General features: G+C 39.7%; 44 protein-coding genes. 41 read left to right on the top strand and 3 right to left on the bottom strand.

Annotated elements, in window-relative coordinates; all coding sequences use genetic code 11:
* Positions 1–55: 55 nt before the first annotated feature.
* From CVT14_RS06775 to CVT14_RS06765, 3 genes are all read right to left on the bottom strand, one after another.
* Entirely contained in the window at positions 56–610 is a 555-nt protein-coding gene (locus tag CVT14_RS06775) for a ribonuclease HII (RefSeq protein WP_021089239.1), read from the bottom strand.
* Positions 610–1464, bottom strand: a complete 855-nt coding sequence (locus CVT14_RS06770; RefSeq protein ID WP_107849983.1) for an S-adenosylmethionine tRNA ribosyltransferase — start codon at positions 1462–1464, stop codon at positions 610–612. Before CVT14_RS06770 ends, CVT14_RS06775 begins: the two co-directional genes overlap by 1 nt.
* Positions 1465–1544: 80 nt before the next feature.
* Positions 1545–2639, bottom strand: coding sequence for an ATP-binding protein (locus CVT14_RS06765; RefSeq protein WP_021089213.1), 1095 nt, complete (start codon positions 2637–2639; stop codon positions 1545–1547).
* 363 nt (positions 2640–3002) lie between these two features.
* Here CVT14_RS06765 and rpsJ point away from each other — a divergent pair, with 363 nt between their 5' ends.
* From rpsJ to CVT14_RS06560, 41 genes are all read left to right on the top strand, one after another.
* Positions 3003–3311 (top strand): 30S ribosomal protein S10, encoded by a 309-nt coding sequence (gene rpsJ, locus CVT14_RS06760; protein WP_009295257.1) that lies wholly within the window; start codon positions 3003–3005, stop codon positions 3309–3311.
* A gap of 20 nt (positions 3312–3331) precedes the next feature.
* Positions 3332–3910, top strand: a complete 579-nt coding sequence (rplC, locus tag CVT14_RS06755) for a 50S ribosomal protein L3 (protein WP_002941563.1) — start codon at positions 3332–3334, stop codon at positions 3908–3910.
* Positions 3907–4521 carry a 50S ribosomal protein L4 gene (rplD, locus tag CVT14_RS06750; protein ID WP_021089209.1) on the top strand — a complete coding sequence of 205 codons (615 nt, stop codon included), beginning with the start codon at positions 3907–3909 and terminating at the stop codon, positions 4519–4521. The genes rplC and rplD overlap by 4 nt, the downstream gene beginning before the upstream one ends.
* Before the next feature lies 1 nt (position 4522).
* Positions 4523–4804 carry a 50S ribosomal protein L23 gene (locus CVT14_RS06745; protein WP_002941535.1) on the top strand — a complete coding sequence of 94 codons (282 nt, stop codon included), beginning with the start codon at positions 4523–4525 and terminating at the stop codon, positions 4802–4804.
* Position 4805: 1 nt separating this feature from the next.
* Positions 4806–5639: a 50S ribosomal protein L2 gene (rplB, locus tag CVT14_RS06740; RefSeq protein WP_002941522.1), complete on the top strand. Its 834-nt coding sequence runs from the start codon at positions 4806–4808 to the stop codon at positions 5637–5639.
* Positions 5640–5641: 2 nt separating this feature from the next.
* On the top strand, positions 5642–5923 hold the full coding sequence (gene rpsS / locus CVT14_RS06735) for a 30S ribosomal protein S19 (protein WP_002941639.1): 282 nt from the start codon (positions 5642–5644) through the stop codon (positions 5921–5923).
* Positions 5924–5934: 11 nt separating this feature from the next.
* On the top strand, positions 5935–6267 hold the full coding sequence (gene rplV / locus CVT14_RS06730) for a 50S ribosomal protein L22 (protein WP_002941544.1): 333 nt from the start codon (positions 5935–5937) through the stop codon (positions 6265–6267).
* A gap of 1 nt (position 6268) precedes the next feature.
* The gene (gene rpsC, locus CVT14_RS06725) at positions 6269–6967 is read left to right on the top strand and encodes a 30S ribosomal protein S3 (RefSeq protein WP_002941650.1); all 699 of its coding nucleotides are present in this window, start codon (positions 6269–6271) and stop codon (positions 6965–6967) included.
* A 2-nt stretch (positions 6968–6969) separates the two neighbouring features.
* Entirely contained in the window at positions 6970–7395 is a 426-nt protein-coding gene (gene rplP, locus CVT14_RS06720) for a 50S ribosomal protein L16 (protein ID WP_002941572.1), read from the top strand.
* Positions 7382–7576: a 50S ribosomal protein L29 gene (gene rpmC / locus CVT14_RS06715; RefSeq protein WP_002941625.1), complete on the top strand. Its 195-nt coding sequence runs from the start codon at positions 7382–7384 to the stop codon at positions 7574–7576. The genes rplP and rpmC overlap by 14 nt, the downstream gene beginning before the upstream one ends.
* 1 nt (position 7577) lies before the next feature.
* Positions 7578–7829, top strand: coding sequence for a 30S ribosomal protein S17 (rpsQ, locus tag CVT14_RS06710; RefSeq protein ID WP_002941511.1), 252 nt, complete (start codon positions 7578–7580; stop codon positions 7827–7829).
* Entirely contained in the window at positions 7829–8197 is a 369-nt protein-coding gene (gene rplN / locus CVT14_RS06705) for a 50S ribosomal protein L14 (RefSeq protein ID WP_002941516.1), read from the top strand. The genes rpsQ and rplN overlap by 1 nt, the downstream gene beginning before the upstream one ends.
* Positions 8197–8433, top strand: coding sequence for a 50S ribosomal protein L24 (gene rplX, locus CVT14_RS06700; RefSeq protein ID WP_002941666.1), 237 nt, complete (start codon positions 8197–8199; stop codon positions 8431–8433). Before rplN ends, rplX begins: the two co-directional genes overlap by 1 nt.
* Positions 8434–8438: 5 nt before the next feature.
* Positions 8439–8984: a 50S ribosomal protein L5 gene (rplE, locus tag CVT14_RS06695; protein WP_002941643.1), complete on the top strand. Its 546-nt coding sequence runs from the start codon at positions 8439–8441 to the stop codon at positions 8982–8984.
* Position 8985: 1 nt separating this feature from the next.
* Positions 8986–9171, top strand: coding sequence for a type Z 30S ribosomal protein S14 (locus tag CVT14_RS06690; protein ID WP_002941532.1), 186 nt, complete (start codon positions 8986–8988; stop codon positions 9169–9171).
* Between the two features lie 9 nt (positions 9172–9180).
* Positions 9181–9576: a 30S ribosomal protein S8 gene (gene rpsH, locus CVT14_RS06685; RefSeq protein ID WP_035169968.1), complete on the top strand. Its 396-nt coding sequence runs from the start codon at positions 9181–9183 to the stop codon at positions 9574–9576.
* 197 nt (positions 9577–9773) lie between these two features.
* Positions 9774–10310: a 50S ribosomal protein L6 gene (rplF, locus tag CVT14_RS06680; RefSeq protein WP_002941606.1), complete on the top strand. Its 537-nt coding sequence runs from the start codon at positions 9774–9776 to the stop codon at positions 10308–10310.
* Between the two features lie 10 nt (positions 10311–10320).
* Positions 10321–10677, top strand: coding sequence for a 50S ribosomal protein L18 (gene rplR, locus CVT14_RS06675; protein WP_002941658.1), 357 nt, complete (start codon positions 10321–10323; stop codon positions 10675–10677).
* A gap of 15 nt (positions 10678–10692) precedes the next feature.
* Positions 10693–11136, top strand: coding sequence for a 30S ribosomal protein S5 (rpsE, locus tag CVT14_RS06670; protein ID WP_002941646.1), 444 nt, complete (start codon positions 10693–10695; stop codon positions 11134–11136).
* Positions 11137–11151: 15 nt separating this feature from the next.
* On the top strand, positions 11152–11553 hold the full coding sequence (gene rplO, locus CVT14_RS06665; RefSeq protein ID WP_021089212.1) for a 50S ribosomal protein L15: 402 nt from the start codon (positions 11152–11154) through the stop codon (positions 11551–11553).
* The gene (gene secY / locus CVT14_RS06660; protein WP_009295263.1) at positions 11553–12815 is read left to right on the top strand and encodes a preprotein translocase subunit SecY; all 1263 of its coding nucleotides are present in this window, start codon (positions 11553–11555) and stop codon (positions 12813–12815) included. The genes rplO and secY overlap by 1 nt, the downstream gene beginning before the upstream one ends.
* 1 nt (position 12816) lies before the next feature.
* Positions 12817–13575, top strand: a complete 759-nt coding sequence (gene map / locus CVT14_RS06655) for a type I methionyl aminopeptidase (protein ID WP_021089278.1) — start codon at positions 12817–12819, stop codon at positions 13573–13575.
* 32 nt (positions 13576–13607) lie between these two features.
* Complete coding sequence (infA, locus tag CVT14_RS06650; RefSeq protein WP_002848031.1) at positions 13608–13826, top strand: translation initiation factor IF-1; 219 nt, start codon at positions 13608–13610, stop codon at positions 13824–13826.
* Between the two features lie 189 nt (positions 13827–14015).
* Positions 14016–14129 carry a 50S ribosomal protein L36 gene (gene rpmJ, locus CVT14_RS06645; RefSeq protein ID WP_002941545.1) on the top strand — a complete coding sequence of 38 codons (114 nt, stop codon included), beginning with the start codon at positions 14016–14018 and terminating at the stop codon, positions 14127–14129.
* Positions 14130–14132: 3 nt separating this feature from the next.
* Entirely contained in the window at positions 14133–14501 is a 369-nt protein-coding gene (gene rpsM, locus CVT14_RS06640) for a 30S ribosomal protein S13 (RefSeq protein WP_012140556.1), read from the top strand.
* Between the two features lie 22 nt (positions 14502–14523).
* Positions 14524–14916, top strand: a complete 393-nt coding sequence (gene rpsK, locus CVT14_RS06635) for a 30S ribosomal protein S11 (protein ID WP_002941551.1) — start codon at positions 14524–14526, stop codon at positions 14914–14916.
* Positions 14917–14941: 25 nt separating this feature from the next.
* Positions 14942–15568, top strand: coding sequence for a 30S ribosomal protein S4 (rpsD, locus tag CVT14_RS06630; RefSeq protein WP_002941501.1), 627 nt, complete (start codon positions 14942–14944; stop codon positions 15566–15568).
* 14 nt (positions 15569–15582) lie between these two features.
* A complete protein-coding gene (locus tag CVT14_RS06625; RefSeq protein WP_002941564.1) occupies positions 15583–16599 on the top strand; it encodes a DNA-directed RNA polymerase subunit alpha in 1017 nt (338 codons plus the stop codon).
* 11 nt (positions 16600–16610) lie between these two features.
* On the top strand, positions 16611–16967 hold the full coding sequence (gene rplQ, locus CVT14_RS06620) for a 50S ribosomal protein L17 (RefSeq protein ID WP_002941584.1): 357 nt from the start codon (positions 16611–16613) through the stop codon (positions 16965–16967).
* A gap of 850 nt (positions 16968–17817) precedes the next feature.
* Entirely contained in the window at positions 17818–18792 is a 975-nt protein-coding gene (locus CVT14_RS06615; RefSeq protein WP_107849982.1) for a hypothetical protein, read from the top strand.
* Between the two features lie 105 nt (positions 18793–18897).
* Positions 18898–19509, top strand: coding sequence for a hypothetical protein (locus CVT14_RS06610; protein ID WP_021089266.1), 612 nt, complete (start codon positions 18898–18900; stop codon positions 19507–19509).
* Positions 19506–20255, top strand: coding sequence for an ABC transporter permease (locus tag CVT14_RS06605; RefSeq protein WP_021089229.1), 750 nt, complete (start codon positions 19506–19508; stop codon positions 20253–20255). The genes CVT14_RS06610 and CVT14_RS06605 overlap by 4 nt, the downstream gene beginning before the upstream one ends.
* On the top strand, positions 20252–20944 hold the full coding sequence (locus CVT14_RS06600; RefSeq protein ID WP_107849981.1) for an ABC transporter ATP-binding protein: 693 nt from the start codon (positions 20252–20254) through the stop codon (positions 20942–20944). Before CVT14_RS06605 ends, CVT14_RS06600 begins: the two co-directional genes overlap by 4 nt.
* Before the next feature lie 75 nt (positions 20945–21019).
* Positions 21020–21940 (top strand): ABC transporter substrate-binding protein, encoded by a 921-nt coding sequence (locus tag CVT14_RS06595; RefSeq protein WP_107849980.1) that lies wholly within the window; start codon positions 21020–21022, stop codon positions 21938–21940.
* A 136-nt stretch (positions 21941–22076) separates the two neighbouring features.
* Positions 22077–22352, top strand: coding sequence for a NifU family protein (locus tag CVT14_RS06590; protein WP_009295267.1), 276 nt, complete (start codon positions 22077–22079; stop codon positions 22350–22352).
* Complete coding sequence (locus tag CVT14_RS06585; protein WP_009295268.1) at positions 22339–22893, top strand: hypothetical protein; 555 nt, start codon at positions 22339–22341, stop codon at positions 22891–22893. The genes CVT14_RS06590 and CVT14_RS06585 overlap by 14 nt, the downstream gene beginning before the upstream one ends.
* Positions 22871–24154 carry a UDP-N-acetylmuramoyl-L-alanyl-D-glutamate--2,6-diaminopimelate ligase gene (locus CVT14_RS06580; protein WP_107849979.1) on the top strand — a complete coding sequence of 428 codons (1284 nt, stop codon included), beginning with the start codon at positions 22871–22873 and terminating at the stop codon, positions 24152–24154. The genes CVT14_RS06585 and CVT14_RS06580 overlap by 23 nt, the downstream gene beginning before the upstream one ends.
* Before the next feature lie 2 nt (positions 24155–24156).
* On the top strand, positions 24157–24504 hold the full coding sequence (gene panD, locus CVT14_RS06575) for an aspartate 1-decarboxylase (protein ID WP_012140546.1): 348 nt from the start codon (positions 24157–24159) through the stop codon (positions 24502–24504).
* 3 nt (positions 24505–24507) lie between these two features.
* Positions 24508–24822, top strand: a complete 315-nt coding sequence (locus CVT14_RS06570) for a YbaB/EbfC family nucleoid-associated protein (RefSeq protein ID WP_021091096.1) — start codon at positions 24508–24510, stop codon at positions 24820–24822.
* Positions 24819–25928, top strand: a complete 1110-nt coding sequence (locus tag CVT14_RS06565) for a PDZ domain-containing protein (RefSeq protein ID WP_107849978.1) — start codon at positions 24819–24821, stop codon at positions 25926–25928. Before CVT14_RS06570 ends, CVT14_RS06565 begins: the two co-directional genes overlap by 4 nt.
* Positions 25925–26824, top strand: coding sequence for a polyprenyl synthetase family protein (locus CVT14_RS06560; RefSeq protein ID WP_107849977.1), 900 nt, complete (start codon positions 25925–25927; stop codon positions 26822–26824). The genes CVT14_RS06565 and CVT14_RS06560 overlap by 4 nt, the downstream gene beginning before the upstream one ends.
* The last annotated feature ends 8 nt before the right edge of the window (positions 26825–26832 follow it).

Raw genomic sequence — 26832 nt, 5'->3', positions numbered from 1 at the left:
AAAAAACTTGCAAGAGTTAAAAGACTCTTGCAAGCAAAGATAATGAAATACGCAGCTAAAATAGCGAGCCTTGCGTGAGTTTTGGCTTTATGACAAAGCTTTTTCTATGAAAGTCTGAGTAGCCAAATTTAGCTATCGCATCTAGGTGCGACTTCGTGCCATATCCTTTGTGCCCTGCAAAGCCGTATGCTGGGTAAATTTTATCCCAACCACTCATCAAGCGGTCGCGGCTTACTTTTGCTAATATGCTAGCAGCACTTACCCCAGCGACCTTGCCGTCGGCCTTTATCATCGTCGTGATGCCAACGCCGTAGTCTAAATTCCCGTCATAGATGATCTCAAAGCCCTCAAAATGCGCCTTGAAAAGTTTGAGCGCACGCCTTAGGCACTCACTTAGTCCCAGCTCGTCTATCTGGGCGTTTGAGAAGTAGGCGATTAGAAAATTTGAGCTTTTTGTGATCTCTTTAAAGAGCTCTTCGCGCCTTTTTGCGGTTAGTTTTTTGGAGTCGTTTAGTCCAGAAATTTCACTATTTAGCACGCAAGCAGCCACGCTTAGTGGCCCAGCCAGCGCCCCACGTCCAGCCTCGTCGATACCGCAAATTTTAGCCATTACAGTCCGACTTCATCGCTAAAGTAAGGTCTTAGCTCATCAAGTGGCACGCTGATTTGCTCCTCATTTAAAAATGTAAGTCCAAGTGGCGAAAGCACGAAGTTGTCGCTCACGCCAGCATTTGCAAGGATCGCTTTTAGGTGGCTGTCGTTTATATCTTTAAAAATTTGCTTTAGCTTTAGTTTTTTGTTTGTCGCAAGCGAGATCACCTCGCAGTTTGTTTTTTCATTTTTATAGGTGCAAACGCTCTTGATCTTATCGTTGATGTAGTAGATATCTTTTAAGCTCTCATACTGGCTATTTGGCCACTTTTTTCGCTCGCTTTTTAGGTCGTAAAACTCTGCAAGAAGCTTGTTTTTATACTTTTTGGCTGAGTCTTTAGCGAAGATATCGTTAGTGATCGCCTCATATCTCGTGCCGTTTGCCTCGGTCATTTGGATGCCGATATTTAGGATCTCATACTCTTTTTCTTCTTTTACGGTGGCGTTGTAGGCTTTGTTTTTGACGATTATCTTGCCTTTTAGCTCGCCATTTTCGTTTTTAACGTCTAAATTTATCTTGTCTGAGACCGCATTTAGTGATGAAATTTCACTGCCATTTTGCTCAAAAGAGCCCTTCTCGTAGTCGTATTTTGTGCCGTCAAAAAAGATGTGGCCGCTTATCTTAGGAGGGACCTTAAAGCTCTTGGTTTGTTTGAAATTTTCAAATTCATCTTTAAAATAGTTCATATAAACTTCAAATTTCACACCATTTGCATCGCCACTAAATTTATAAAATTTAGCCCAGTTTTCGTGGTTTATCTCATAGCCAAAAAGGCTTGCAGCGATGAATAAGATCCCAAAAAATGCTCTCATGTCCGTCCTTTATAGTTTTTTTGATTATAACTATTTTATCTCTAGACTTTTAAAATGATAATCAAACAAAGAGTTTAAATTTATAAACCTAGGCTCCACCTAGAAAATGGCAAGATCTCGCACTTTATCCCTTCGATGCTTTGTTCGGCTTGGTTTGCGACGCTGATTATTTGAAGTTTGCTAACACCTAGCTCTTTTAGGCTTGCGTGGAGTTTTTTAAATTTCAAAAAGACGATCTCAGGCGCAGAAAATGGCACGCAGATGATCCCAAGCTTCTTTTTGGCAAGGAAAAAATCGATCTCTTTTGTGTAGTAAATTTCATCTTTAAATTTAAGTAGCTCACAAAAAACGACATTTGCAAAGACAGCGAGAAAGTCCTTTTTTAGGCACAAAGCATTACGAAGTGCGAAATTTGTAAAGTAAATTTTCTTACTCGTGCTACTCTCATCTAAATTTGGCACAAACTCCACGTATCCACTTTCATTTAGCAAATTTATCGCGCTATAAACGCTATCTTTTGAAATTTTCATCTGCTCTTTTAGGTTTTTATAAATCCCAAAGGCACTTATCGTGTCGTGGCATTTTATTGCGCACTCTTTTAAGATAGCGATGCTTTGCTCGTTTAAATTTGCTCTTAAGAGCTGCTGCAAGTGAGCTGTGACCTCGCTGGAGTCCAAAAAGGCACTTGCTATCTCGTTGCCGTGAGCTAAAAAATAGCTAAAAAGCAGGTCTTGGTCTAAATTTTTCTTAAAAAATAGTATAAATTCCTCGTAGTCAAGATAGTTTAAATTTATACGCACAAAGCCCTCAAGCGAGAGTGAAAATTCCTTGCTTGTAAGGATGATATTCTCAAGTGCAGCGTCCTTTAAAAAGCTTAAATTTATGAGATCAGCGGCTTGTAAATTTTCAACTGCAAGCACCTTTATCTGGGCATTTTTTTCTAAAAACTCTTTTAAATTTGCTAAAAGCAAGGCTCTATTTATCCTTAGATCGTCTAAATTTATATAAAGCCTCTCCTCGCTCTTGTAATGGCTCAAAAACTCATAAACAAGGGCTGTTTTGCCACTTGAAATAGCACCAATGATAAGCGTCTTTGGCGAGATGATCTCATATTTTCTGGGGATAAATTTAGTATTTTTAATGGGTGCTTGATAGAGCGTTTCTAAACTTTTCAAATTTGACCTTTTTGGCTTTTTGAAATTATAGCCACTTCCTTTTAAAAAGGAAAATATTGTGTTAAATTTTAAAAAATAAACAAAATTTAGAAATAAAAAATAAAAATTTATACTAGAAATTTATAAAATTTTTGAAAAATAAATTCTCCATTTACAAGATACCTTCCTTATAAAAAGGAAATAATTAATCAAAATTCAACAAAAAATAGCGTTTTTCTTGACAACTATAATAGCTTTTTTGTAAAATCCCTATCTCTTTACGAAAGACCTATGTCTTGCTCGTACGATCGCTTGATCCTATGCGAGTTATTTTGATGTAAAGAGGTCGCGAGTTTGCGACAAGTTCTTTTTAAAGGAAAACACATGGAAAGAATCAGGTTAAAGCTAAAAGCTTACGACCATAGAGTTCTAGACCGCACTGTTGCAGCAATCGTAGAAGCTGTCAAACGAACAGGTGCCGACGTTCGTGGCCCGGTACCAATGCCTACAAAGATCAAACGCTATACAGTCTTAAAATCTCCACACATCAACAAAGACTCACGTGAGCAGTTTGAGATGAGAATACACGCTCGTATGCTTGACATCGTAGCTGCTACTCCAGAAACTGTAGATAGCCTAACAAAACTCGACCTAGCTCCAGAAGTTAATGTCGAAGTTCGTGCGATGAAATAAGCGGACAAAAGGATAAGAGTATGGAATATATTGTAGAAAAAATAGGCATGAGTAGAACGATTGCCACGAAGAGTACGCCAGTTACACTACTTAAGCTAGTTGAGGCTAAAGTATGTGAGATCGACGAAAACAAACGTGCTATCGTAGCGTATGCCCACACTAAAGCAAACAACAAAGCTATCGCTGGTCAGCAAAAGAAATACAATCTGACTGCAGAATTTAACAAATTTGCTACGCTTGAAGTAGCTAATAGCGAAGTTGGAAACCTAGACTTTACACCATTAAATGAGGCTAAAATTTTAAAAGTTAGCTTTAACTCAAAAGGTAGAGGCTACCAAGGTGTGGTAAAAAGACATGGTTTCGGTGGTGGTCCAAAAAGCCACGGCTCACGTTTCCACAGACGCCACGGTTCAATTGGTAACTGCGAATGGCCAGGTCGTGTTCAACCAGGTATGAAAATGGCAGGACACATGGGCAATGAGAAAGTTACTGTTAAAAACGAGCTAATAAGCTTTGACGCTCAAAATGGCATCGTAGTTGTAAAAGGTTGCGTTCCTGGTCACAATGGTGCAATGGGTAAAATAAGGATTGTAAAATGAGTAAAATTCACGTATTAAACGATAAATTTGAAAATTCAGGCGAGTTAGAGCTTCCTGCAAGCTACGCTGAAGTAAATCCGCACAACCTATATCTTTATGTAAAATCTTACCTTGCTGGTATAAGAGCAAATACGGCTCATACTAAAAGCCGTGCTTTTGTAAGCGGTGGTGGTAAAAAACCATGGAGACAAAAAGGACGTGGTGGTGCAAGAGCAGGTTCAACTAGAACTAACGTTTGGGTAGGCGGTGCAGTTGCATTTGGTCCAACAAACGAGAAAAACTATTTTCAAAAAGTCAATAAAAAACAAAAAAGACTAGCTCTTGAGTACGCTTTGGCAGCAAAAGCACAAGATGGTAAAATTTTCGCAGTAGATAGCATCTCAATCGAGTCTGGAAAGACAAAAGATGCAGCTAATATCATCAAAAATTTAAAAGTAAAAGATGCACTTATCGTTAAAGATTTACTAGACGATAAAACACTACTTGCTTTTAGAAATTTAGCAAACTGCTATGTAGTAGATGCAAATGAGGTAAATGCTTATCTTGTCTCTACATTTAGTTCGGTTATCATTGAAAAAGCTGCACTAAAAACTATAACAAAAGAGGGCTAAAATGGCGGATATAACTGATATCAAAACAATTATTTATACAGAAAAAACTCTAGGCCTTCAAGAACAAGGCGTTGTTGTTATCCAAACTTCACCAAGAGTTACAAAAAACAGCTTAAAAGCGGTTTTACAAGAGTATTTTGGAGTAACGCCTGTTCGCGTAAATTCACTTAGAATTAGCGGCAAGGTTAAGCGTTTTAGAGGAAGAGCAGGCCAACGTGACGAGATAAAGAAATTCTACGTTAAGTTACCTGAAGGCGTAAGCCTAGAAAATACGGAGGCGTAAGATGGCTATAAAATCATATAAACCATATACACCTAGTCGTAGATATATGACTGGACTAAGCTCTGAAGATATAACAGCTAAACCAAGCGTTAGAAGCTTGCTTGTTAAACTACCTGCAACTGGCGGTAGAAACAACAATGGTCGTATAACTTCAAGACATAAAGAAGCAGGTGCAAAAAAACTTTATCGTATCATCGACTTTAAACGTCGCAAATTTGGTATAGAAGGTAAAGTTGAAGCGATCGAGTACGATCCAAACAGAAACTGCCGTATCGCTCTTATAGCTTACAAAGATGGCGAAAAGCGCTATATCATTAGACCAAACGGACTAAATGTTGGCGACGTTATCGCATCTATCGATGAGGGCTCACTAGATATTAAACCAGGCAACGCTATGAAATTAAGATTTATCCCAGTTGGTACTATTGTTCATAACGTTGAGCTAAAACCTGGTAAAGGTGCTCAGATAGCTCGTTCAGCTGGTGGTTATGCTCAGCTAATGGGTAAAGAAGAGAAGTATGTTATCTTAAGAATGCCAAGTGGCGAGATGAGACAAGTACTAGCTGAGTGTATGGCAAGTATCGGTGTAGTAGGCAACGAAGACTGGGCTAACATCACTATAGGTAAAGCTGGACGTAATCGCTACCGCGGTATCCGCCCACAAACACGTGGTTCTGCTATGAACCCAGTTGATCACCCACACGGCGGTGGTGAAGGTAAGAAAAATTCAGGCCGTCACCCAGTTACTCCATGGGGTAAACCAACTAAAGGTGCTAAGACTCGCCGTAAAAAAGCTAGCGATAAGCTTATAATTTCAAGAAGGAAAGGAAAATAGAGATGGCAAGATCACTCAAAAAAGGTCCTTTCGTAGATGATCATGTAATGAAAAAAGTTATTGCCGCAAAAAATGCAAACGATAACAAACCAATCAAGACTTGGTCAAGACGTAGCACGATTGTACCTGAAATGATTGGACTAACATTTAACGTTCATAATGGCAAGAGCTTTATTCCTGTATATGTTACAGAAAATCATATAGGCTATAAACTTGGCGAATTTGCTCCAACACGCACATTTAAGGGTCACAAAGGCTCAGTGCAAAAGAAAATCGGCAAGTAAGGGGAGATAATATGAGTAGAGCAATTATAAAATTCGTAAGACTTTCTCCTACAAAAGCAAGACTTATAGCAAGAGAAGTTCAAGGTATGAATGCCGAGCTAGCACTTGCAAGCTTGCAATTTATGCCAAATCGTGGTGCTAAATTTATAGCAAACGCTATTAGCTCAGCAGTAGCAAATGGCGGATTTGAGCCAGAAGAAGTTGTAGTAACTAGTTGCCGCGTTGACGCTGGTCCTGTATTAAAGAGATTTAGACCAAGAGCAAGAGGAACAGCGAGCAAAATTCGCAAACCTACTTCTCATGTAATGGTAGAAGTATCTAAACCTGAAAAGAAGGAAGCATAATATGGGACAAAAAGTAAATCCAATAGGTCTTAGACTAGGAATTAACCGCAACTGGGAATCTAGATGGTTTCCAACCAAACAAAGTCTTCCTGAAAATATCGGTGAAGATTACAAAATTCGTGCATTTTTAAAGAAAAAACTTTACTATGCAGGAATTAGCCAAATTCTAATCGAAAGAACGGCTAAAAAACTTCGTGTAACCGTAGTTGCAGCTCGTCCTGGTATCATCATCGGCAAAAAAGGCCAAGATGTTGAAAACCTAAAGAACGAAGTTAGCAAACTTATCGGCAAAGAAGTAAATGTAAATATCAAAGAAGAAAGAAAAGCTCAAGCTTCAGCTCAACTTGCTGCTGAAAACGTAGCTATGCAACTTGAAAAGCGTGTCGCATTTAGACGTGCTATGAAAAAAGTTATCCAAGGTGCTCAAAAATCAGGCGCTAAAGGTATCAAAATTTCAGTTGCTGGTCGTTTAGGTGGCGCTGAGATGGCAAGAACCGAGTGGTATCTAGAAGGTCGCGTTCCGCTTCATACTCTTAGAGCAAAGATAGATTACGGTGTAGCTGAGGCTCATACAACTTATGGAAACATAGGTATTAAAGTATGGATTTTTAAAGGTGAGGTTCTTCAAAAGGGTGTTCAACCTGAGAAAACTGAAGAAGAAGCACCTAAGAAAACACGTAGAGCAAGAAGAGGTAAATAATTATGTTGATGCCTAAAAGAACGAAATTTCGTAAGCAAATGAAAGGTCGCAACCGTGGTTATGCGACTCGCGGAGCATCTTTAGCAACTGGCGAATTTGCACTTAAAGCTGTTGAGGCTGGTAGAGTAAATTCACGCCAAATAGAAGCTGCTCGTCAAGCTCTAACTCGTCACGTAAAGAGACAGGCTAAAATTTGGATTAGGGTTTTCCCTGATAAGCCACTTACTAAAAAACCTCTACAAACTCGTATGGGTAAAGGTAAGGCAGGAGTTGAAGAGTGGGTTATGAACATTAAACCTGGTCGTATAATATTTGAAATGGCTGGTGTTGACGAAGAGTTGGCTCGTGAAGCTTTAACTTTGGCTCTACACAAACTTCCTTTCAAATCAAAATTTGTAACGCGAGAGAGTGAAAATGAAATATACTGAGTTAAAAGATAAGAGCGTTGCAGAATTAAACGCGTTGCTAAAAGAGAAAAAGGTGCTTTTATTTACTTTAAGACAAAAGCTAAAAACTATGCAGTTAAGCAACCCTAATGAGATTAGTGCTGTTCGCAAAGAGATAGCTCAGATCAACACTGCAATTAGTGCAACAAGACAAGGGGCGTAAAATGGCATTAAAAAGAGAAATTCAAGGTGTTGTTTTACAAAAAGCTGGAGATAAAACAGCTACTATTTTGGTAGAAAGACGCGTTATGCACCCAAGATACCATAAATTTGTAAAACGCTTTAAAAAGTATTTAGTTCATGATGAGAAAAATGAGACAAGAGCAGGCGATACAGTTGTTGCAGTTGAGTGCAGACCACTTTCAGCTCGCAAGAATTTTCGCTTAAAAGCTGTATTGGCAAAGGGAGTTGAGTAATGATTCAAAGTTTTACAAGACTTGCAGTTGCTGATAACAGCGGCGCAAAAGAGTTAATGTGTATAAAAGTTCTTGGCGGCAGCAAAAGAAGATACGCTACACTTGGCGATATCATAGTTTGCTCTGTTAAAAAAGCTCTTCCAAATGGCAAGATCAAAAAAGGACAGGTTGTAAAAGCTGTTGTTGTAAGAACTAAAAGAGAGGTTCAAAGAGATAATGGTTCGCTAATCCGCTTTGACGAGAACGCAGCTGTTATACTTGATAGCAAAAAAGAGCCAGTCGGCACTCGTATTTTTGGACCAGTTGGACGTGAAGTTAGATATGCTAACTTTATGAAGATTGTTTCGCTAGCTCCGGAGGTTTTATAATGGCTAATGTAAAATTTAAAGTCAAAAAAGGCGATACTGTTAAGATCATCGCTGGTGACGATAAAGGCAAGACTGGTAAAATTTTAGCAGTTCTTGCAAAAAAAGGTCAGGTTATAGTTGAGGGATGCAAAATAGCTAAAAAAGCTATCAAACCAAGCGAAAAAACTCCAAATGGTGGTCACGTAAATAAAGAGATGCCAATTGACATATCAAACGTCGCGAAAGTTGAAGGATAAGAGATATGAGTAGATTAAAAGATAAATTTAACGAAACTATCAAGCCAGCTCTCGTAAAAGAATTTGACATCAAAAATCCAATGCTTATCCCTGCGCTCGAGAAGATCGTGATCAGTGTAGGCGCTGGAGACTCTGCGAAAGATCAGAAAGTGCTTCAAAATATGGCTGATACCATTTCACTTATCGCTGGACAAAAAGCGGTTATCACTGATGCTAAAAAATCAGTTGCCGGCTTTAAAGTTCGCGAAGGTTTCCCTGTTGGTATCAAAGTAACTTTGAGAAAAGAGCAAATGTATGCTTTCTTAGATAAGCTAATCAGCGTTGCTCTTCCAAGAGTTAAAGACTTCCGTGGTCTTCCAAAAAATGGCTTTGATGGACGTGGAAACTATAACTTCGGTCTTAGCGAGCAGCTAATGTTTCCAGAGGTTGAGTATGATAAAATTTTACGAACTCATGGTATGAATATTACGATTGCTACTACGGCTAAAAACGATAAAGAGGCATTCAAATTGCTAGAGCTATTTGGTGTGCCGTTTGCAAAAGGAAAGTAAAATGGCAAAGAAATCAATGATAGCAAAAGCTGCACGCAAGCCAAAATTTGCGGTTCGCGGCTATACTAGATGCCAAATTTGCGGTCGTCCGCACTCTGTTTATAAAGATTTTGGAATTTGCCGTGTTTGCCTAAGAAAAATGGCTAACGAAGGCCTAATACCTGGTCTTAAAAAAGCAAGTTGGTAAGGAAGAGAAATGTTGAACGATTTAATATCAGATGGATTAACACGCATTAGAAATGCAAGTATGAGAAGACTTGAGACTGCTAAGTTGCTTCATTCTAAGGTTGTTGAGGCTACTCTTTCTATCCTTGCAGCAAAAGGCTATATCGAGAGCTACAACGTTATCGAAGAAGGTAACAAGAAATTTATAAATGTAGTTTTAAAGTATGATGAGTACGGCAGAAGCGTTATAAATGAGCTTAAAAGGGTTTCAAAACCTGGTCGCCGTGTTTATCAAGGCAAAGACGACATTAAGCGTTTTAAAAATGGTTACGGAACAGTTATCGTTAGCACAAGCAAAGGCGTTATGAGCGGTATTGAGGCAAGTAAAGCTGGCGTTGGCGGCGAGGTTCTTTGCACCGTTTGGTAATAGACTGCGTTAAAAACGCTATTTTGACCTTATAACTTAAGGTTAAAATTTCTTTTTAGCTAGGTGAAATTTTATATTTCGCCAAAGCTAAATTTAGAAATTCAAATGAAGGTTTCGTCAAATTTGACGATCAAATTTACGGCATTGTGGTGTTTATTCGTAAATGTAGGAACACCCTAGACAAGTAAAGGAAAAAAATGTCACGTATTGGAAAACAGCCTATCGCTATCCCAAGTGGTGTAGACGTTAGTGTTGAAAATAATGTCCTAAAATTTAAAAAGGGCAATCACTTAAAAGAGCTTGATACAAAAGGTCACGTTGATGTCAAGATAGAAAATGGTCATATAGTTTTTGCTCCAAAGGGCGAAGATCGCCAAAGCAGAGCTTACTGGGGAACATATAGAGCACTTGCTAACAACATCGTAACTGGTATCACTCATGGCTTTACTCGCCAGCTTGAGATCAACGGCGTTGGTTACAAAGCAGCTGCAAAAGGTAAAATTTTAGAGCTTTCTCTTGGTTTTTCACACCTTATCAACTATGAGCTACCAGCAGGTGTTGAAGCTAGCGTTGATAAAAACGTTATAACTATCAAAGGTGACGACAAACAAGTAGTAGGTCAAGTGGCTGCTCAAGTTAGAGGATTTAGACCACCTGAGCCATACAAAGGCAAAGGCGTTAAATATCTAGAAGAACGTATCATCCGCAAAGCGGGCAAGACATCTAAGAAGTAAGGAGCGGTAAATGACAGCAAAAGTACTAAAAAGAAAAATCGCTCTTAGAATTAAGAGAAAAAGAAGAATCAGAGGTAAAATTTCTGGTGTTGCAACTTGCCCAAGAGTTTCTATTTTCAAATCAAACAGAACTCTTTATGTTCAAGCGATTGACGACGTTACAGCTACTACACTAGCTGCAGTTGATGGTAGAAAAATAGGCATAAAAGCAAACAAAGAAGGTGCGGTCACTTTAGCTAAAGAATTTGCTAAGGCTTTAAAAGCTAAGAAGATAGATGTTGCAATTTTTGATAGAAATGGTTATTTATACCATGGCGTTATCGCAGCATTTGCTGAAGCTTTAAGAGAAAATGGCATCAAGCTATAACCCAAAGGAAAATCGATGGAAAAATATAATAGAGAAGAATTTGAAGAAGTAATCGTCGATATCGGTCGGGTTACAAAGGTTGTTAAAGGTGGTCGTAGATTTAGATTTACAGCTTTAGTTGTTGTAGGTAATAGAAATGGTCTAGTTGGCTTTGGATATGGCAAAGCTAAAGAGGTACCAGATGCGATGAGAAAAGCGATTGACGACGCATTTAAAAATATTATCCACGTTAAGATCAAGGGCACAACTATCCCTCACGACGTAGAGGTAAAATACAACGCAAGTAGAATGCTACTTCGTCCAGCTAGCGAAGGTACTGGTGTTATCGCTGGTGGTAGTGCGCGTCCTATTATCGAGCTTGCAGGTATTAAGGATATCCTTACTAAATCACTTGGCTCAAACAACTCAGCAAACGTAGTTCGTGCTACTATAAAAGCACTTAGTTTGCTAAAAAGCTAAGAGAAAGGAGTTAAGATGGCATTAGAAAAATTAACACCTGCTGCAGGTTCAACTCATGCAACTAAAAGAATAGGTCGTGGTCAAGGCAGCGGCAATGGCAAAACTGCTGGCAAAGGTAATAAAGGTCAAAGAGCGAGAAAAGGCTACAATGAAAAAAGAGGTTTTGAGGGCGGACAACAACCACTTCAAAGACGTCTTCCAAAGGTAGGCTTTACTTCTAAATTTGAAAAACCTTATGTTATCAATGTTGAAAAGATCGCAGCTATAAAAGAGCTTGCGGAAATTTCAATCGCAACAATAGCTAGCGTTCATAAAATTTCAAAGAGCGTTACTAAGATAAAACTAATCGGTGCAAGCGCAAAAGCTCTTGCTTCAAAGATCAAAGACGAGAACGTTAGCGTTAGCGGAACAAAATAATGGATAAAACACTGACCAACAAGATTTTGATCACGTTGGCATTTTTGTTCGCATACAGGATACTGGCTTATGTGCCAGTTCCTGGTGTTAATGTCGACGTAATTAAAGAATTTTTCAATTCAAACAATAGCAACGCCTTGGGTCTATTTAATATGTTTAGTGGTAAGGCCGCTGAGCGTTTAAGTATCATATCTCTAGGTATCATGCCTTATATCACAGCTTCGATCATCATGGAGCTTCTAGCAGCGACATTTCCAAAGTTAGGTCAGATGAAAAAAGAGCGCGACGGTATGCAAAAATATATGCAAATCATACGTTATGCAACCATCGTTATCACTCTTGTACAATCAATCGGCGTCTCTATCGGACTTCAAAGCTTAAGCGGTCGTGGTGGCGAGCAAGCTATCATGATAGATATGAATTTATTTATCGCGATCTCTGCTGTGTCTATGCTAACTGGCACTATGCTACTTATGTGGATAGGTGAGCAGATCACGCAGCGCGGTATAGGCAATGGTATAAGTCTTATCATCTTTGCGGGCATCGTCTCTGGCATACCTAGTGCGATCGGCGGAACTGTAAATTTGGTAAATACTTCTGAGATGAATTTCCTAACAGTAATTGCTATTTTGGTGATCATTCTAGCTACCATTGGTGCTATTATCTTTGTCGAGATGGGCGAAAGACGTATCCCTATTTCTTACTCAAGAAAAGTGATAATGGAAAATCAAAACAAGCGTATAATGAACTATATACCGATCAAAGTAAATTTAAGTGGCGTTATCCCACCAATATTTGCTAGCGCGATTTTGATGTTTCCAAGTACTATTTTACAGGCTAGCACAAATCCAGTAATTCAGGCTATCAACGACTTTTTAAGTCCAAATGGCTATATGTTTAACGTTTTGACATTTTTATTTATCATCTTCTTTGCGTTTTTCTACGCATCTATCGTGTTTAACACAAAAGATATAAGTGAAAATTTGAAAAAACAAGGCGGATTTATCCCAGGTGTTAGACCAGGTGAGAGTACAGCTAGCTATCTAAATGAAGTAGCTGGCAGGCTAACTTTAGGTGGTGCTTTGTACTTGGGTATCATTTCAACACTACCTTGGGTACTTGTAAAGACTATGGGCGTACCATTTTATTTTGGTGGTACATCAGTTCTTATCGTGGTTTCAGTAGCACTTGATACTATGAGACGTATAGAAGCTCAGTCTTATACAAACAAATACCAAACTCTAAGTGCAGTAGGTCTATAAAATGTCTATCACGCTAAAAAGACCAGCTGAGATAGAGAAAATGAGAGCGGCGAACAAGATCGTCGCTCGAACACTTGATCATGTTTCTACGATCATAAAACCTGGAATTTCCCTTCTTGAGATAGATAAAATTTGCGAAGATATGATAAGAGCCGCTGGAGCAAAACCTGCCTTTAAAGGGCTTTATGGCTTTCCAAATGCAGCTTGCATAAGCGTCAATGAAGTGGTAATACACGGAATTCCAAACGAATACAAACTAAAAGAGGGCGATATCGTTAGTGTTGATATTGGCTCAAATTTAGATGGTTATTTTGGCGATTCGGCTAGGACTTTTGGGGTTGGTAAAATTTCAAAAGATGACGAGGATTTGATCGCTTGCTCAAAAGACGCGCTTTATTTTGCGATTGATTTTATAAGAGCTGGTATGCATTTTAAAGAGATTAGCTACGAGCTTGAGAAATTTATTCTTGGTAGAGGATATGTACCTTTGCGCGGATATTGCGGTCATGGCATAGGCAAAAGGCCACATGAAGAGCCAGAAATTCCAAACTATCTTGAAGGAAACAACCCAAAAGCTGGACCAAAGATAAAAGAGGGAATGGTTTTTTGTATAGAGCCGATGATCTGCCAAAAAGATGGCACGCCAGTTTTAGGAAGCGATAACTGGAAAGTAACCTCAAAAGATGGTTTGAGAACTAGCCATTATGAGCATTGCATGGCGATAGTTAATGGCAAAGCCGAAATTTTAAGCCAAGCGTAAAATTTATAGCAAATTTAAAGAAAGGAGAGTTTGTGGCAAAAGACGATGTCATTGAGATTGATGGAAATGTTGTTGAAGCACTGCCAAATGCAACTTTTAAAGTTGAGCTTGACAACAAACATATAATTTTATGTCATATCGCCGGAAAGATGAGAATGCATTATATAAAGATAATGCCTGGCGACCGCGTAAAAGTAGAACTTACGCCATATAGCCTAGACAAGGGCAGGATCACTTATAGATATAAGTAAATTTGATTTTGTGGCAAATATGCTAAGTAAATTTAAAGCTGGTTTTGGGTAAAATCCAAGCTTTGCGAAAAGCTGTATGAAGAATTATTTTCAAAGTTCCCCACTTATTTTGAAAATAGTTGGTTTAAATTATTTCTTTAGACCTGATGCAGCCCCTAAAAAAGTGGAATAAATTTTTAGGAGACTAAAATGAAAGTTCGTCCTTCTGTAAAGAAGATGTGTGACAAATGTAAAATTGTCAAACGTAGTGGCATAATTCGTGTTATCTGCGAAAATCCAAAACATAAACAAAGACAAGGATAAGGCATGGCACGTATTGCAGGTGTAGATTTACCAAACAAAAAGAGAATCGAGTATGGTTTGACTTATATCTATGGTATAGGTCTTTATAAATCTCGTCAAATCCTTGACGCAGCTGGAATTTCTTACGACAAGAGAGTTTATGAGCTTAGCGAAGACGAAGCGGCAGCTATCCGTAAAGAAATTCAAGAGCACCACGTCGTTGAGGGTGATTTAAGAAAACAAGTTGCTATGGATATCAAAGCTCTTATGGATCTTGGAAGTTATAGAGGTCTTCGCCATAGAAAGGGTCTTCCTGTTCGTGGTCAAAAGACTAAAACTAATGCTAGAACCAGAAAAGGCAGACGTAAAACTGTCGGTGCGGCTACTAAGTAAGGCAAGGGTTAAAGGATAATAAATGGCGAAAAGAAAAATTGTTAAGAAAAAAGTAGTTAGAAAAAGCATAGCCAAAGGTATCGTTTATATCAGTGCAACATTTAACAACACTATGGTAACTGTAACTGATGAAATGGGAAATGCTATTGCATGGAGTAGTGCAGGTGGCTTAGGCTTTAAGGGTAGTAAAAAATCAACTCCTTATGCAGCTCAACAAGCTGTAGAAGATGCTTTAAATAAAGCAAAAGAACACGGCATTAAAGAAGTTGGCATCAAGGTTCAAGGTCCAGGTAGCGGACGTGAAACGGCTGTTAAGAGTGTAGGTGGTGTTGAAGGCATAAAAGTAACTTTCTTCAAAGACATCACACCTTTACCACACAATGGTTGCAGACCGCCAAAACGCCGCCGCGTATAATTAGATAAAATTAGGAGAAATTATTATGGCTAGATATACAGGACCTGTTGAAAAATTAGAAAGACGTCTTGGTGTGTCTCTTGCGTTAAAAGGCGAAAGAAGACTTGCTGGTAAAAGCGCTTTAGAAAAAAGACCTTATGCACCAGGACAACACGGACAAAGAAGAGCAAAAATAAGTGAATATGGCTTACAACTTCGCGAGAAGCAAAAAGCTAAATTTATGTATGGTGTTTCAGAGAAACAATTTAGAAGATTGTTCCAAGAAGCAGCACGCCGCGAGGGCAACACTGGTGCTCTTTTGGTTCAACTACTAGAGCAGAGATTAGACAATGTTGTTTACAGAATGGGCTTTGCAACGACTCGTCGTTTTGCTCGCCAGCTTGTAACTCACGGACATATTTTAGTAAATGGCAAGAGAGTAGATATCCCATCTTACAGAGTAGAGCCAGGCTCTAAAGTAGAAGTTGCTGAGAAATCTAAAAACAATCCACAAATCGTTCGCGCGATCGATCTTACAGCTCAAACTGGCATCGTTGCTTGGGTAGATGTGGAAAAAGAGAAAAAATTTGGAATTTTCACTAGAAATCCAGAAAGAGAAGAGGTTATCATTCCTGTTGAGGAAAGATTTATAGTAGAGCTTTACTCAAAATAATAGAGGGTATAAAGATGAGAAAGATTACTACATCAGCTTATATGCCAACTGAAATAGAAGTTAAAAGTGTTAGCGAAAATGTCGCTAACATTACAGCATATCCTTTTGAAGCAGGTTATGCTGTTACTTTGGCTCACCCACTACGCCGTCTTCTTTACACAAGCACAGTAGGCTTTGCTCCTATCGGCGTAAAGATAAAAGGCGTTAGTCACGAATTTGATAGTATGCGTGGCATGCTTGAGGACGTGGCATTTTTTATTATAAATTTGAAGAAGATTAGATTTAAATTAAAAAGCGGCAGCGAGCGTGAAGTTATAGAGTATAGCTTTAAAGGACCAAAAGAGATAACTGGAGCTGATCTAAATAACGACCTAGTTGAGATCGTTAATCCAGATGCATATCTTGCAACCATCAACGAAGATGCTGAGTTAAATTTCTCAGTTATCATCCAAAAAGGTATCGGATATGTTCCTAGTGAAGAGATCAGAGAAGAGATCGAAGACGAGTATATCGCACTAGACGCTTTCTTTACACCTGTTAAAAAAGCAGTTTATGAGATACAAAACGTCTTGGTTGAAGATGACCCAGACTACGAGAAGATCGTATTTACGATAACAACAGATGGTCAAGTTGGTCCAGTAGAAGCTTTTAAAAATTGTTTAGAAGCTATGTATCAACAAATGTCAGTATTTAAAGGAATTTTAGATATTGACGTTAGCGCCCCAGTTGCTAGTTCAAGTGCAAGCGGCGAGTTCTCAAAGCTACTTTCTAGTGTAGAAGATCTAAATTTAAGCGCTAGAAGTTTTAACTGCCTTGACAAAGCCGATATTAGATTTATCGGTGAGCTTGCGTTGATGGACGAAAATGAGCTTAAAGAGCTTAAAAATTTAGGTAAAAAATCTCTTGAAGAGATAAAAGCGGTTATGGAAGAGATAGGCTATCCAGTTGGTGTCGATGTGTTAAAAGATAGCAAAGAGCAACTCAGAAAGAAAATAACCGAGCTAAAATCACAAATGAGTGCAAAAGAATAAAAGGACAATAGATGAGACATAAACACGGATATCGCAAACTTGGTAGAACGTCATCTCATAGATCTGCATTGCTTAAGAATTTAGCGATAGCTATCATCAAAAGCGAAAAGATAGAGACAACTTTACCAAAAGCAAAAGAGCTTAGAAGCTATGTTGAAAAGCTTATCACAAGAGCTAGAAAGGGCGACTCTAACGCTCATAGAGCAGTATTTGCTTCTTTGCAAGACAAAGAGACTACAAATAAACTAGTTACTGAAGTAGCTCCAAAATTTAAAGAGCGCAACGGTGGCTATACAAGGATCATCAAAACTCGCGTTCGAAGAGGCGACGCAGCCGAGATGGCTTATATAGAGCTAGTAGCTGAATAATCCCCAGGGAGCCTATCTGGCTCTCTTTTCTTTCTAAATTTATCTTTTTACGTTTATTTTTTTAAAAAGTTTTTGCTTTAAATTTATCCATCTTGGACTGTGGCAAATTTACAAGTCGGAGCATTATAAATTTTATTTCGTGGCTTTTAGATGAGCTGATGCTATAGGTTAAAATAGTTAGTGTAAGTAAATTTATAGCGTTTTTAAAGCACAAAAATGCAAGCAGACGCTTTTTAATTTATGCCAAAAACTTCCAAAATGAGGTTTTAAATTTCTAGCTCAACTTATCTATTAAATTTCAAAGCTAACACCATAAATTTCTAAATTTAGATCCAGTAGTTTTTAAATTTTACTTCGTTGATTTTTTGTGATATTTGCTTTAGGCAGGTTATTTCTATTTTGAGTGGTTCTGGGTCAAATTTATAAGCTAATTTGCGAAGTTTATTTATGATGCAAAAGCAAGGCAAATCATCCAGACAAACTATCTCAAATTTAAATTATTCAAAAAACAAATTTCAAATTTACAATCCAAAAAGCTGAGAAACTCTCACTTTTATAGGTTCCAGAAGGCTTGGACTAATGTGGCTACGAGGGCAGAGATGGTCTAAATTTAAATACTTTGGCAAATATACTATTTACAGTCAAAGCTAACATATTGGATAAATGCAATAAAAAATGGCGCAGGTAAATTTCAAAAAATAGCAAAATAATAAAATATCTAAAATTTAGCCAGCTTCAAACAGCCTAATTTTAAAAGCAAAATGCTCCATAAATTTTTAAATATGCTTTTGTATCAAACATTATTTTAAAAAGACGATATTTGTTTTAACTATCTTACAAAGGACTTGAGATGATAGGTGGCGTAAATGGAGCTAATGTAAATTTATATAGCGGCTTTCAAAACATTAGAGAGCAAAGCGCTAGCCGTAGTAAGCCTAGCACAGACGAAATTTCCTTAAATTTATCATCTCAAAAATTAGCCAAAAACACCAATCAGATAAATTTAGGTAGCGCTAGCGAGAGCAAATTTAGCAAAGATGATGAGCCGCTAAAATTTGCTAGAGATAACTCACTCACAGGCATAGCCGCTAATGGCAAGATAAGCATCTGGGGCAAACTCATGGGATACGACAAGCAAATGAGCCAAGATGAGATAAACGAGCTTAAAAGCTTCGTCAATCAGACCGAGGCGCTTGGCTTTGGAAGGCTTTACGAATCGATCATCGGATACTATCCAACAAACGTCGATCTCTTCGCGAAAGAGTACACGTCAAAAGATGATAGCGGCACCTTGCTCGGACTTAGATACAAGAGCCACGTGGAGGGCTTTGAGATACTTGATAAGGACATGAGCGTAGAAGAATTTAAAGATAGGTGGCTGGACTATGCGCTGAGGCAATATCTTGGCGAGAGGGTCGGCGTGGAGAGCATTACGATAGGCAAGAAGGCTATCTCAATGCTAACTAGCACAAACAAGCCACCGATCGAATACGAGACAATGCAAAGTATAAATTTCACTGACGATGAGAGCAGGCATAGATTTTTAATGCTGATGAAGGCTGGCATGAAGAGCGGCGCGAAATTTAAAGAGGTGATAGAGGGCGTGCTCTCGCTTTACAATGTGCAAAACACGGACAAGCTTGACGGCAACAAGGTCTATGCCTCGGTGATCGGCCGAAGTGAGAAACTAGCGACCTACGACATCAATAAAGATGAGAAATTTGCCTATCTTAAGGAACTAATGCGCCTTGAAAAAAATGGCATAGATATACTAAAGCTAATGGAGAAAAGCCAGAAAAAGCGAAATTTAGACGTAAAAGCCTAGCTGTTTTCTTATAAATTTAACCTCCAAAGCCATCTTTTTACTTTCAAGTGATACAATTTTGATTTTAATTATTACATTTTACTTTTAAATTTGACAGGAGCTCTCATGAAAAAAGTGGTTTGGTTAAATCCTGTTGTAAAAAACATCTACGACTTTGCAGCGCTTAAAGAAATTTTGCAAAACAAAGGTTTTAGCGTAGTAGAGTGCGAAAAAGACCACGTTAAAAGCGTAAAAAACGCATACAAAAACGCTCTTGCGCAAAGTGAGCTTATTTACGATAGTCGCTGTCCGAGGGCTGTAAATTTCATCAGGGCAAATTTCAAAGAGCAAGCCGATCTCATCTCAAATTTAAACCCCATTTTAATAGAAAGCGCGCTTGAGCTTAGCGCAAAGCTAAAAGAGGACGAGTGGCTTTACGTGACGACGCCCTGTGAGGACTTGGCAGAGCTTGGCATGGGGCTAAATTTAGCGCGAACCACATTTTTGACGTGGAAAAGCTTTAGGGAGCAAAACGCTATAAATTTAAAGATGCGTAGTATCGAGCAAAGTCCGGTACCGCCGGGATTTTTTACAAATTTGGGCGTAAAAACCCTAAGCCTTAGCAGTAAAGAGAAGATAGAAAACGCCCTTTCATATAAATTTAGCGAGCTTAAAAACTACCAGATCATCGAGCTTTTATACTGCGAAAACGGCTGTCACAACGGAGATGGGCTGTGAGGGAGATTTTTAAAAAGAGCATTTTGATCATAGCGATCTTTGCCATCTGGCAGGTCGTCTGCGAGCTAGAAATTTTCACGCCGTATATCTTGCCAAGCCCCATTGCGACCTTTAAGACGATGTATAGCATGAGCCTAAGCGGCGAGCTAGCCACGCATACTATCATCAGCTTTAAGCGCATATTTGCAGGATATGCTCTCTCGTTTGCCCTAGCGCTCGTGCTTGGCGGTATAGCGGCACTTTTGCCAAAGATCAGCGTTTATTACGAGTGGATACTGGAGTTTTTTAGAAACATCCCGCCGCTTAGTTTGATCGCCATTTTGGTGCTTTGGTTTGGTATAAACGAGACGCCAAAGATCATCATCATCATCCTAGCTTCGTTTTTCCCGATGTTTTTAAGTATCCAAAAGGGGCTAACGAGCTGTGATATAAAGCTTATCGAGGTTGGCAAAATTTTTGGCTTTAGCAAATTTGAAATTTTTTACAAGATCATCTTAAAAAGCGCACTAAAAGATATCTTTGTTGGCATGCGCATAGGCTTTGGCTACGCCATGCGCGCGATCATCGGAGCTGAGATGATAGCGGCTTCAAGCGGGCTAGGCTACTTAATCCTTGACGCAGAGGAGCTTTCACGCGCGGATAGGATATTTGTAGGCATTTTTACGATCGGCATTTGCGGCGTGCTTATAGATAGGCTCTTTTTGCTTTTGATAGCGAAATTTAGCCTTTTGCGAGGTGAAAAATGATAGAAATTTCAAATTTATCCAAGCATTTTTTTATAGGCGAAAAGCGGATCGACGTTTTAAGAGAGCTAAATTTAAGCATAAAAAAAGATAAGATCACCGTCATACTTGGTAGAAGCGGTTGTGGCAAAACTACGCTTTTACGCCTTATAGCAGGCCTTGAGAGCGTAAGTTTTGGCGAGATAAAATTTAAAGAGCAAGCAAAGATCGGCTTCGTCTTTCAAGAGCCCCGTCTTATGCCGTTTTTAAATGTCTATGAAAATATCGTATTTGCGCTTAAAAAGCAGGAGATCGAGGCTAAAAAGATCGATGGTTTGATATCTATGATAGGGCTTAGTGACTTTAAATTTGCCGCAGTTTCGCAGCTCTCTGGCGGTATGAGCTCGCGTGTTTCGCTTGCTAGGGTGCTTGCGTACGAGGCAAATTTGATCCTTATGGATGAGCCGTTTGCCGCACTTGATGCCTTTACTAGAGCTAGCATGCAGGCTGAAATTTTAAAAATACAAGCTGGCAAAACCATCCTTTTTGTCACTCACAACATCGATGAGGCGCTATTTTTGGCTGATGAGATCATCTTGCTTGAAAAGGGCGGGATAAAGTCAAACTACGATCTATCAAATTTAGCAAGACCAAGAGATCTGCTAAGTGAGGAGCTAATAGCGATAAAACGCAAAATTTTGAGTGAAATTTAGGCAAATAAAATGATAATTAAAACCAAAATGAAGCAAAAGATTATATAATCTTGGAAATTTTTAAAAGGAGTAAGTATGAGAAAGTTTTTTAAGGTTTTGTGTGCGGCCTCTTTGTTTTGTCTAGTCGCAAACGCAAGCGAGGGCTTAGATAAGATCGGCATGACCTATGTCAAATCGCCGCTAAACGTCCCTTCGATCGTCGATAAATTTAAAGGCTTTTACGCGAAGTCTTTTGGCGTGCCGGTTGAGTACTCTGAGATCACCTCAGGTGCGAAGCAAACGCAAGCTCTGGCTTCAAATTCGCTCCAGTTTCTAAACTGCGTGGGCGGCACTTCTGTCATACTAGCAGCTGCAAATAAGGCTGATATAAAGATCATAAGCGCTTATTCAAGGGCACCTGAAGCCTTTGTCATATTTTCAAAAGACAAAAACATCAAGTCGCCAAAAGATCTAAAAGGCAAAAAAGTAGCAGGCCCAAAAGGCACTATCCTAAACGAGCTTTTGGTGAGATACCTAGCGCTTGGCGGACTTAGTATAAATGACGTAGAGTTCATCTCTATGGGTATCCCAGCTGCGCAAGCCGCAGTTGAAAACGGCAGCGTCGATGCAGCGCTTCTTGCAGGACCAGCGGCCTACAACGCTCAAAAATCAGGCCTAAATGTAGTGACAACTGGCAAAGGCGTCATCACTCCGGTCATCGTCACGGCAACAAGCGGAGAGTTTTATAAAAAGCACAAAGATGTAGTTGAGAAATTTAAAAAGGCTCAGGACGAAATTTTAGACTACATCAAAGCAAACGAGGATGAGGCGCTTAAATTTACAGCTGAAGAGACTGGACTTAGCATAGAGGCGGTAAAGAGCATGTATCCTCAGTACGACTTTAGCTCAAAGATCACGGCTGATGATATAAAAGCTCTTGAAGCTACGCAAGAATTTATGCTTGAGAGCAAGATGATAGAGCATAAAATCGATATAAAATCACTTCTACTAAACTAAATTTAAAGGGCAAATTTGCCCTTTTTTCTCACAAAAAACCACCAAAATTTAAAGCCAAAACGCCCCCAGCAAAAGCCTAGAAAACGTTTGTTTGCACTTTATCTGCTATAATAGCTAAAAAATTTAAGGAAAAAATATGATCCCATTTAGTGATGAAGAGCTTTTAAAACCAGTGACTGCGAGTTTGCAAAAGGTGCTACCGATGCTTGAAAATGACGGCGGCGGCATGGAGCTACTTGGCATAAAAAACGGCAAAATTTACGTAAGGCTCACAGGGCATTGTCACGGATGCGCAGCTAGCACAACCACGCTAAAATACGGCATCGAAAGGCAGCTTCGCATCGACATTCATCCAGAGCTTGAGGTCATAAATGTCCCAATAGGCGAGGAATTTGACATTGATAGATTATAAAAAAATAGGCATAAAATATTTCAAACGCTCTAAATTTAAAGATGCGATCTTTTACTTTTCACTAGCCTACGAAAAGACGCAGGAGAAAAATTTACTATTTTTGATACAAATTTGCTCTCTTGGCGAGGAAAATGCCGAAGAGGCAAAACTCTTGTTTGACTACTACATGGCGAAAGTAAGAGCTGGCGAGGACGACGAGGGCGTGGAGGAAATTTTAAAAATTTTAGAGTCCAGAGACGAGGAGAGCGAGTACTTTGAAGAGCAAGATGCGATCAGCTACGAGGACTTTAAAAGGGCTGTTTATAAGGATGGCAGCTTTAAAAAGGTCTTTGAAAACATCATGTTCTCAACCAAAGTGATGATCTCAAACAAAGACGATTTTTTGGAGTTTTTAGGAAATTTGATAAAAAATGACTTCATCGATATGAGCATGAACTACCTTGAGAGTGCGGCGGTGATGTTTGGCGGCGACGAGCGTATAGATCAGCTTTTTAAAGAGATACAAAAAAGACAAAACGATGAAAATATCAGTAGAAAATAGCTTCATAACAGATGACTCAAACGAGTGCGAGCAGGGTGCATACTTTGTGCAAACTACTGCAAATGCGAAATTTGTAGAACACGCGGTAAAAAAGGGCGCTAAGATAATCACCCTTGAAGAGTGCAAAAAGCTTTTAAAAATAGACGAAAATTTAAAAATAGTTGGCATTACAGGGACAAATGGCAAGACCACAACGGCTGCGGCTATCTACGAAACCCTGCGAAATTTAGGCAAAAAATGCGGCCTAAGTGGCACCAGAGGGGCATTTATAGAGGGCGAGCAGATAGATGACAAGGCGCTTACGACAAGTGCCATTTTAAAGACGCTCTCATACTTAAAAGTAGCCAGCGAGCAGGGCTGTGAGTACTTCGTGATGGAGGTTAGCTCGCACGCGATCGCTCAAAAGCGCATAGAGAGCTTAAAATTTGCCCTTAAAATTTTTACAAACCTAACTCAAGACCATCTAGACTACCACAAGAGCATGGAGGAGTATGCTAGGGTAAAATCAAGCTTTTTTGACGATGAGAGCGTAAAGCTCATAAACATTGACGATGGCGGAGTTAAATTTAACCCAAAAAACGCCTACACATACGCGCTCAAAAAGCCAGCTAGCTTTGCGCCGATAGTTTATGGGCTAAAGGACGGCATAGACGCAGTTATCAAGACGCCAAATGGCGATGTGGAGATAGACTCAAGCCTTCAAGGCGAGTTTAATCTTTACAACCTAATCGCAGCACTTGGCGCCGTTTGCCTGCTAGAGCGCCCAGAAGCGGCCGCACTTTCAAAGGCGATAAGCAAATTTAAAGGTGTGAGCGGCAGGATGGAGGTCGTTAGCACCGATCCGTTAGTCATCGTGGATTTTGCTCATACGCCAGATGGCATAGAAAAGGTGCTAAACTCGCTTAGACATCTAAATTTGATCGCAGTCTTTGGCGCAGGCGGTGACAGAGATAGGACAAAGCGCCCTAAAATGGGAGCGATAGCCCAAAAATACGCAAGAATTTGCATAGTCACAAGTGACAATCCAAGAAGCGAAGAGCCAGAGAGCATAATCGATGAAATTTGCGCTGGCATGAGCCAAAATGAAAATTTGATACGAAATGCCAACCGCAAAGAGGCGATCGCACTGGCTATTAGCAAGCTTGAGCCTGGCTGGGCGCTTGTCATACTTGGCAAAGGCGACGAGCCATATCAGGAGATAAAGGGCGTCAAGCACCCATTTAGCGACAAAGAAGTAGTAAAAGAGCTTTTAAAGAGGTAAAAATGAATATAGAAATTTTAGCTAGTAAGATCCACAGAGCCGTCGTAACAGACGCAAATTTAAACTATGTTGGCTCGATCAGCATCGGCGAGGAGCTTATAAAGGCTGCAAATTTGATAGAAAATCAAAAGGTTGAAATTTTAGACATAAATAACGGCGAGAGATTTGCCACATACGTGATCAAGGGCAAAAAAGGCGAAATTTGCCTAAACGGCGCAGCTGCTAGAAAGGTCTGCGTTGGCGACGTGGTCATCATCGTGGCTTATGCTAGTATGAAATTTAAAAAGGCTAAGAAATTTAAGCCAACCATCGTGCATGTAAATAACAAAAACGAGATCATAAAGGAGTAGTCGATGTTTGAGGGATTTGACTTTTCAAAGATGGGGCAGATGCTTGAGGATGTGCAAAGACAGGCCAAGCAGATGGAAGAAGAGAGCAAAAATAAAGAATTTGGCGCAAAAAGCGGCGGCGGACTAGTGAGCGTGAGAGCAAACGGCAGCGGCGAAATACTTGATATCAGCATAGATGATAGCTTGCTTGAAGATAAAGAGAGCATGCAAATTTTGCTAATAAGTGCCGTAAATGACGTGCTAAAATCAGTTGAGGCTGATAAGAAAAACACCGCTTCAAGGATGCTTGGCGGCCTTGCTTCGATGGGGATAAAATGAGACTAAAATATAAATTTGCCCTTGCTTTTTTGCTATCAGCGCTTTGCCTAAACGCCGATCCTAGGCCTACGCAAGAGGACTTTAACGCCTGCTTTGAAAAGAACAAAAACTCAATCGTCTCGGTAAATAAACACTTTGGCGTGGCTATCACGAAAAATTTGATCGCAGTGCCAAAAAGCGAGGGAGCTCCGCTTGGCGAATATGTCAAATTTGACCCATATTTGCAGCTTTTCTTAGTGCGCTCTAGCAAGGAGCTAAGCCCTGTCGTGATGGCTGATGAGACCAACGAGGAGCGCATAAAAAAGAGCACTTGGGTTGGCATCTTAAACGACTCTAACAACACCGTCATGGGTCACATCAAGTCTTTGGGGCAAAATTTAGGCGACTTTGACACGCTAAGCTTCGAGTATAACGCGACTGGCGAGATAAACACGCCTTGTTGTAAGATGATAGGCATAGCTGTTGGAGCTGATAAATTTATACCAAACCGCTATCTAAAGCACTTTGTATCTTACGATGACGTATATTACGGCGATATCGGCGTGAAATTCTTGCAAAAAGAGGATAAATTTTTTGTGGGTCTTGTTGATCCACTGGGCCGCGGCAAGATGATGATGGTAGATGATGAGCTTGTTAGTGTAAATGGCATCAAACTAAAGAGCCTAAGAGAGCTAAATGAGATGGTGCTTTTTGCTCCAAAGGGCGCAAAACTGGATATCATCGTGAAGCGTGATAGGCAAGAGCTACTCTTTCAAGTGCCAGTAAGCGGAGATGTGAAATTTAACCAAAGCCTCGACATTGACGCCCCTTCAAGCCTTGATCTGCCAAATTTAAACGTCATGCCAAAGTCGCCTGAGAGCTTGCTTGATGATAAAGTTTTGGTGGATTATGGTATCACGGTTGATAAAAATTTAGTAGTTACAAAGGTTGAGCCAAAGTCAAATGCTGAAATTTTTGGCATCAAGATCGGCGATAAAATTTTAGGCTACAACAAAGAGAGTGTGAATAGCCGCGAGGAGCTTTTAGAAAAGATCAGCGATCTGCAAAATTTCGTGCTTTTATTTACTAGAAACGACTTTCAGTTCTTTGCAAGAGTGCCAAAATGAGCCTACTTGAGGACTTCGTAAAATTTCTAAATGCAAATTTGCCAAAGGCGCCTAGCTTTCATCCTTACTACGAGGAGGCGCTTGGCGTTATGCTAAAGGCTGGAGGCAAGCACTTTAGGGCGCTTTTGCTTCTAGGTGTGGTCGAAAATGTCGATAAAAGCCTCACGCAAAAGGCGATGAGAGTGGCTTTGGGGCTTGAGATGATGCATACATACTCGCTCATCCACGATGATCTGCCGTCTATGGATAATGCAAGCCTAAGGCGCGGCACACCAACGCTTCACGTAACCTACGACGAGACAACTGCGATACTTGCAGGAGATGCGCTAAATACGCATGCTTTTTATGAAATTTCACGCGCTGAGTTGCCAGCTGACACACGTATAAAATGTGTTGAAATTTTAAGCGAAAATGCTGGCGTTAGCGGCATGGTGCTAGGCCAGGCGCTGGATTGTTTTTTTGAAAATACAAACAAAGAGGACATCAAAAGAGCAAAGGCTAAATTTGGCCTCTCTAGCAAGATGCTAAGCCTTGATGAGCTAGTCTTTTTACACATCCATAAAACCGCAAAGCTCATCGCTGCAAGCCTAAAAATGGGCGCTGTGATAGTAAATTTAAACGAAATAGAGTGCGAGAAAATTTATGATATCGGACTAAAGCTTGGGCTTGCTTTTCAGATACAAGATGATATCATCGATCTTACAAGCGACGAAGCGGCCGCTGGAAAGCCCGTGCATAACGACCTAGCTAAAAACTCATTTACAAATTTACTAGGCCTATCTGGCGCAAAAAAGAAAAAAGATGAGCTTATTTGCGAGATAAAAGAGGCACTAAAACAGGTAGATACAAATATCGCAAAGATGATCTTAGAGCTTGCAGACAAGCATCTAAGATAGTGCGTAAA

Origin of the sequence: Campylobacter concisus (genome assembly GCF_003048445.1) — a bacterium.
Classification (GTDB): Bacteria; Campylobacterota; Campylobacteria; order Campylobacterales; family Campylobacteraceae; genus Campylobacter_A; species Campylobacter_A concisus_BF.
This window is presented reverse-complemented; position numbering and strand designations above follow the sequence as displayed.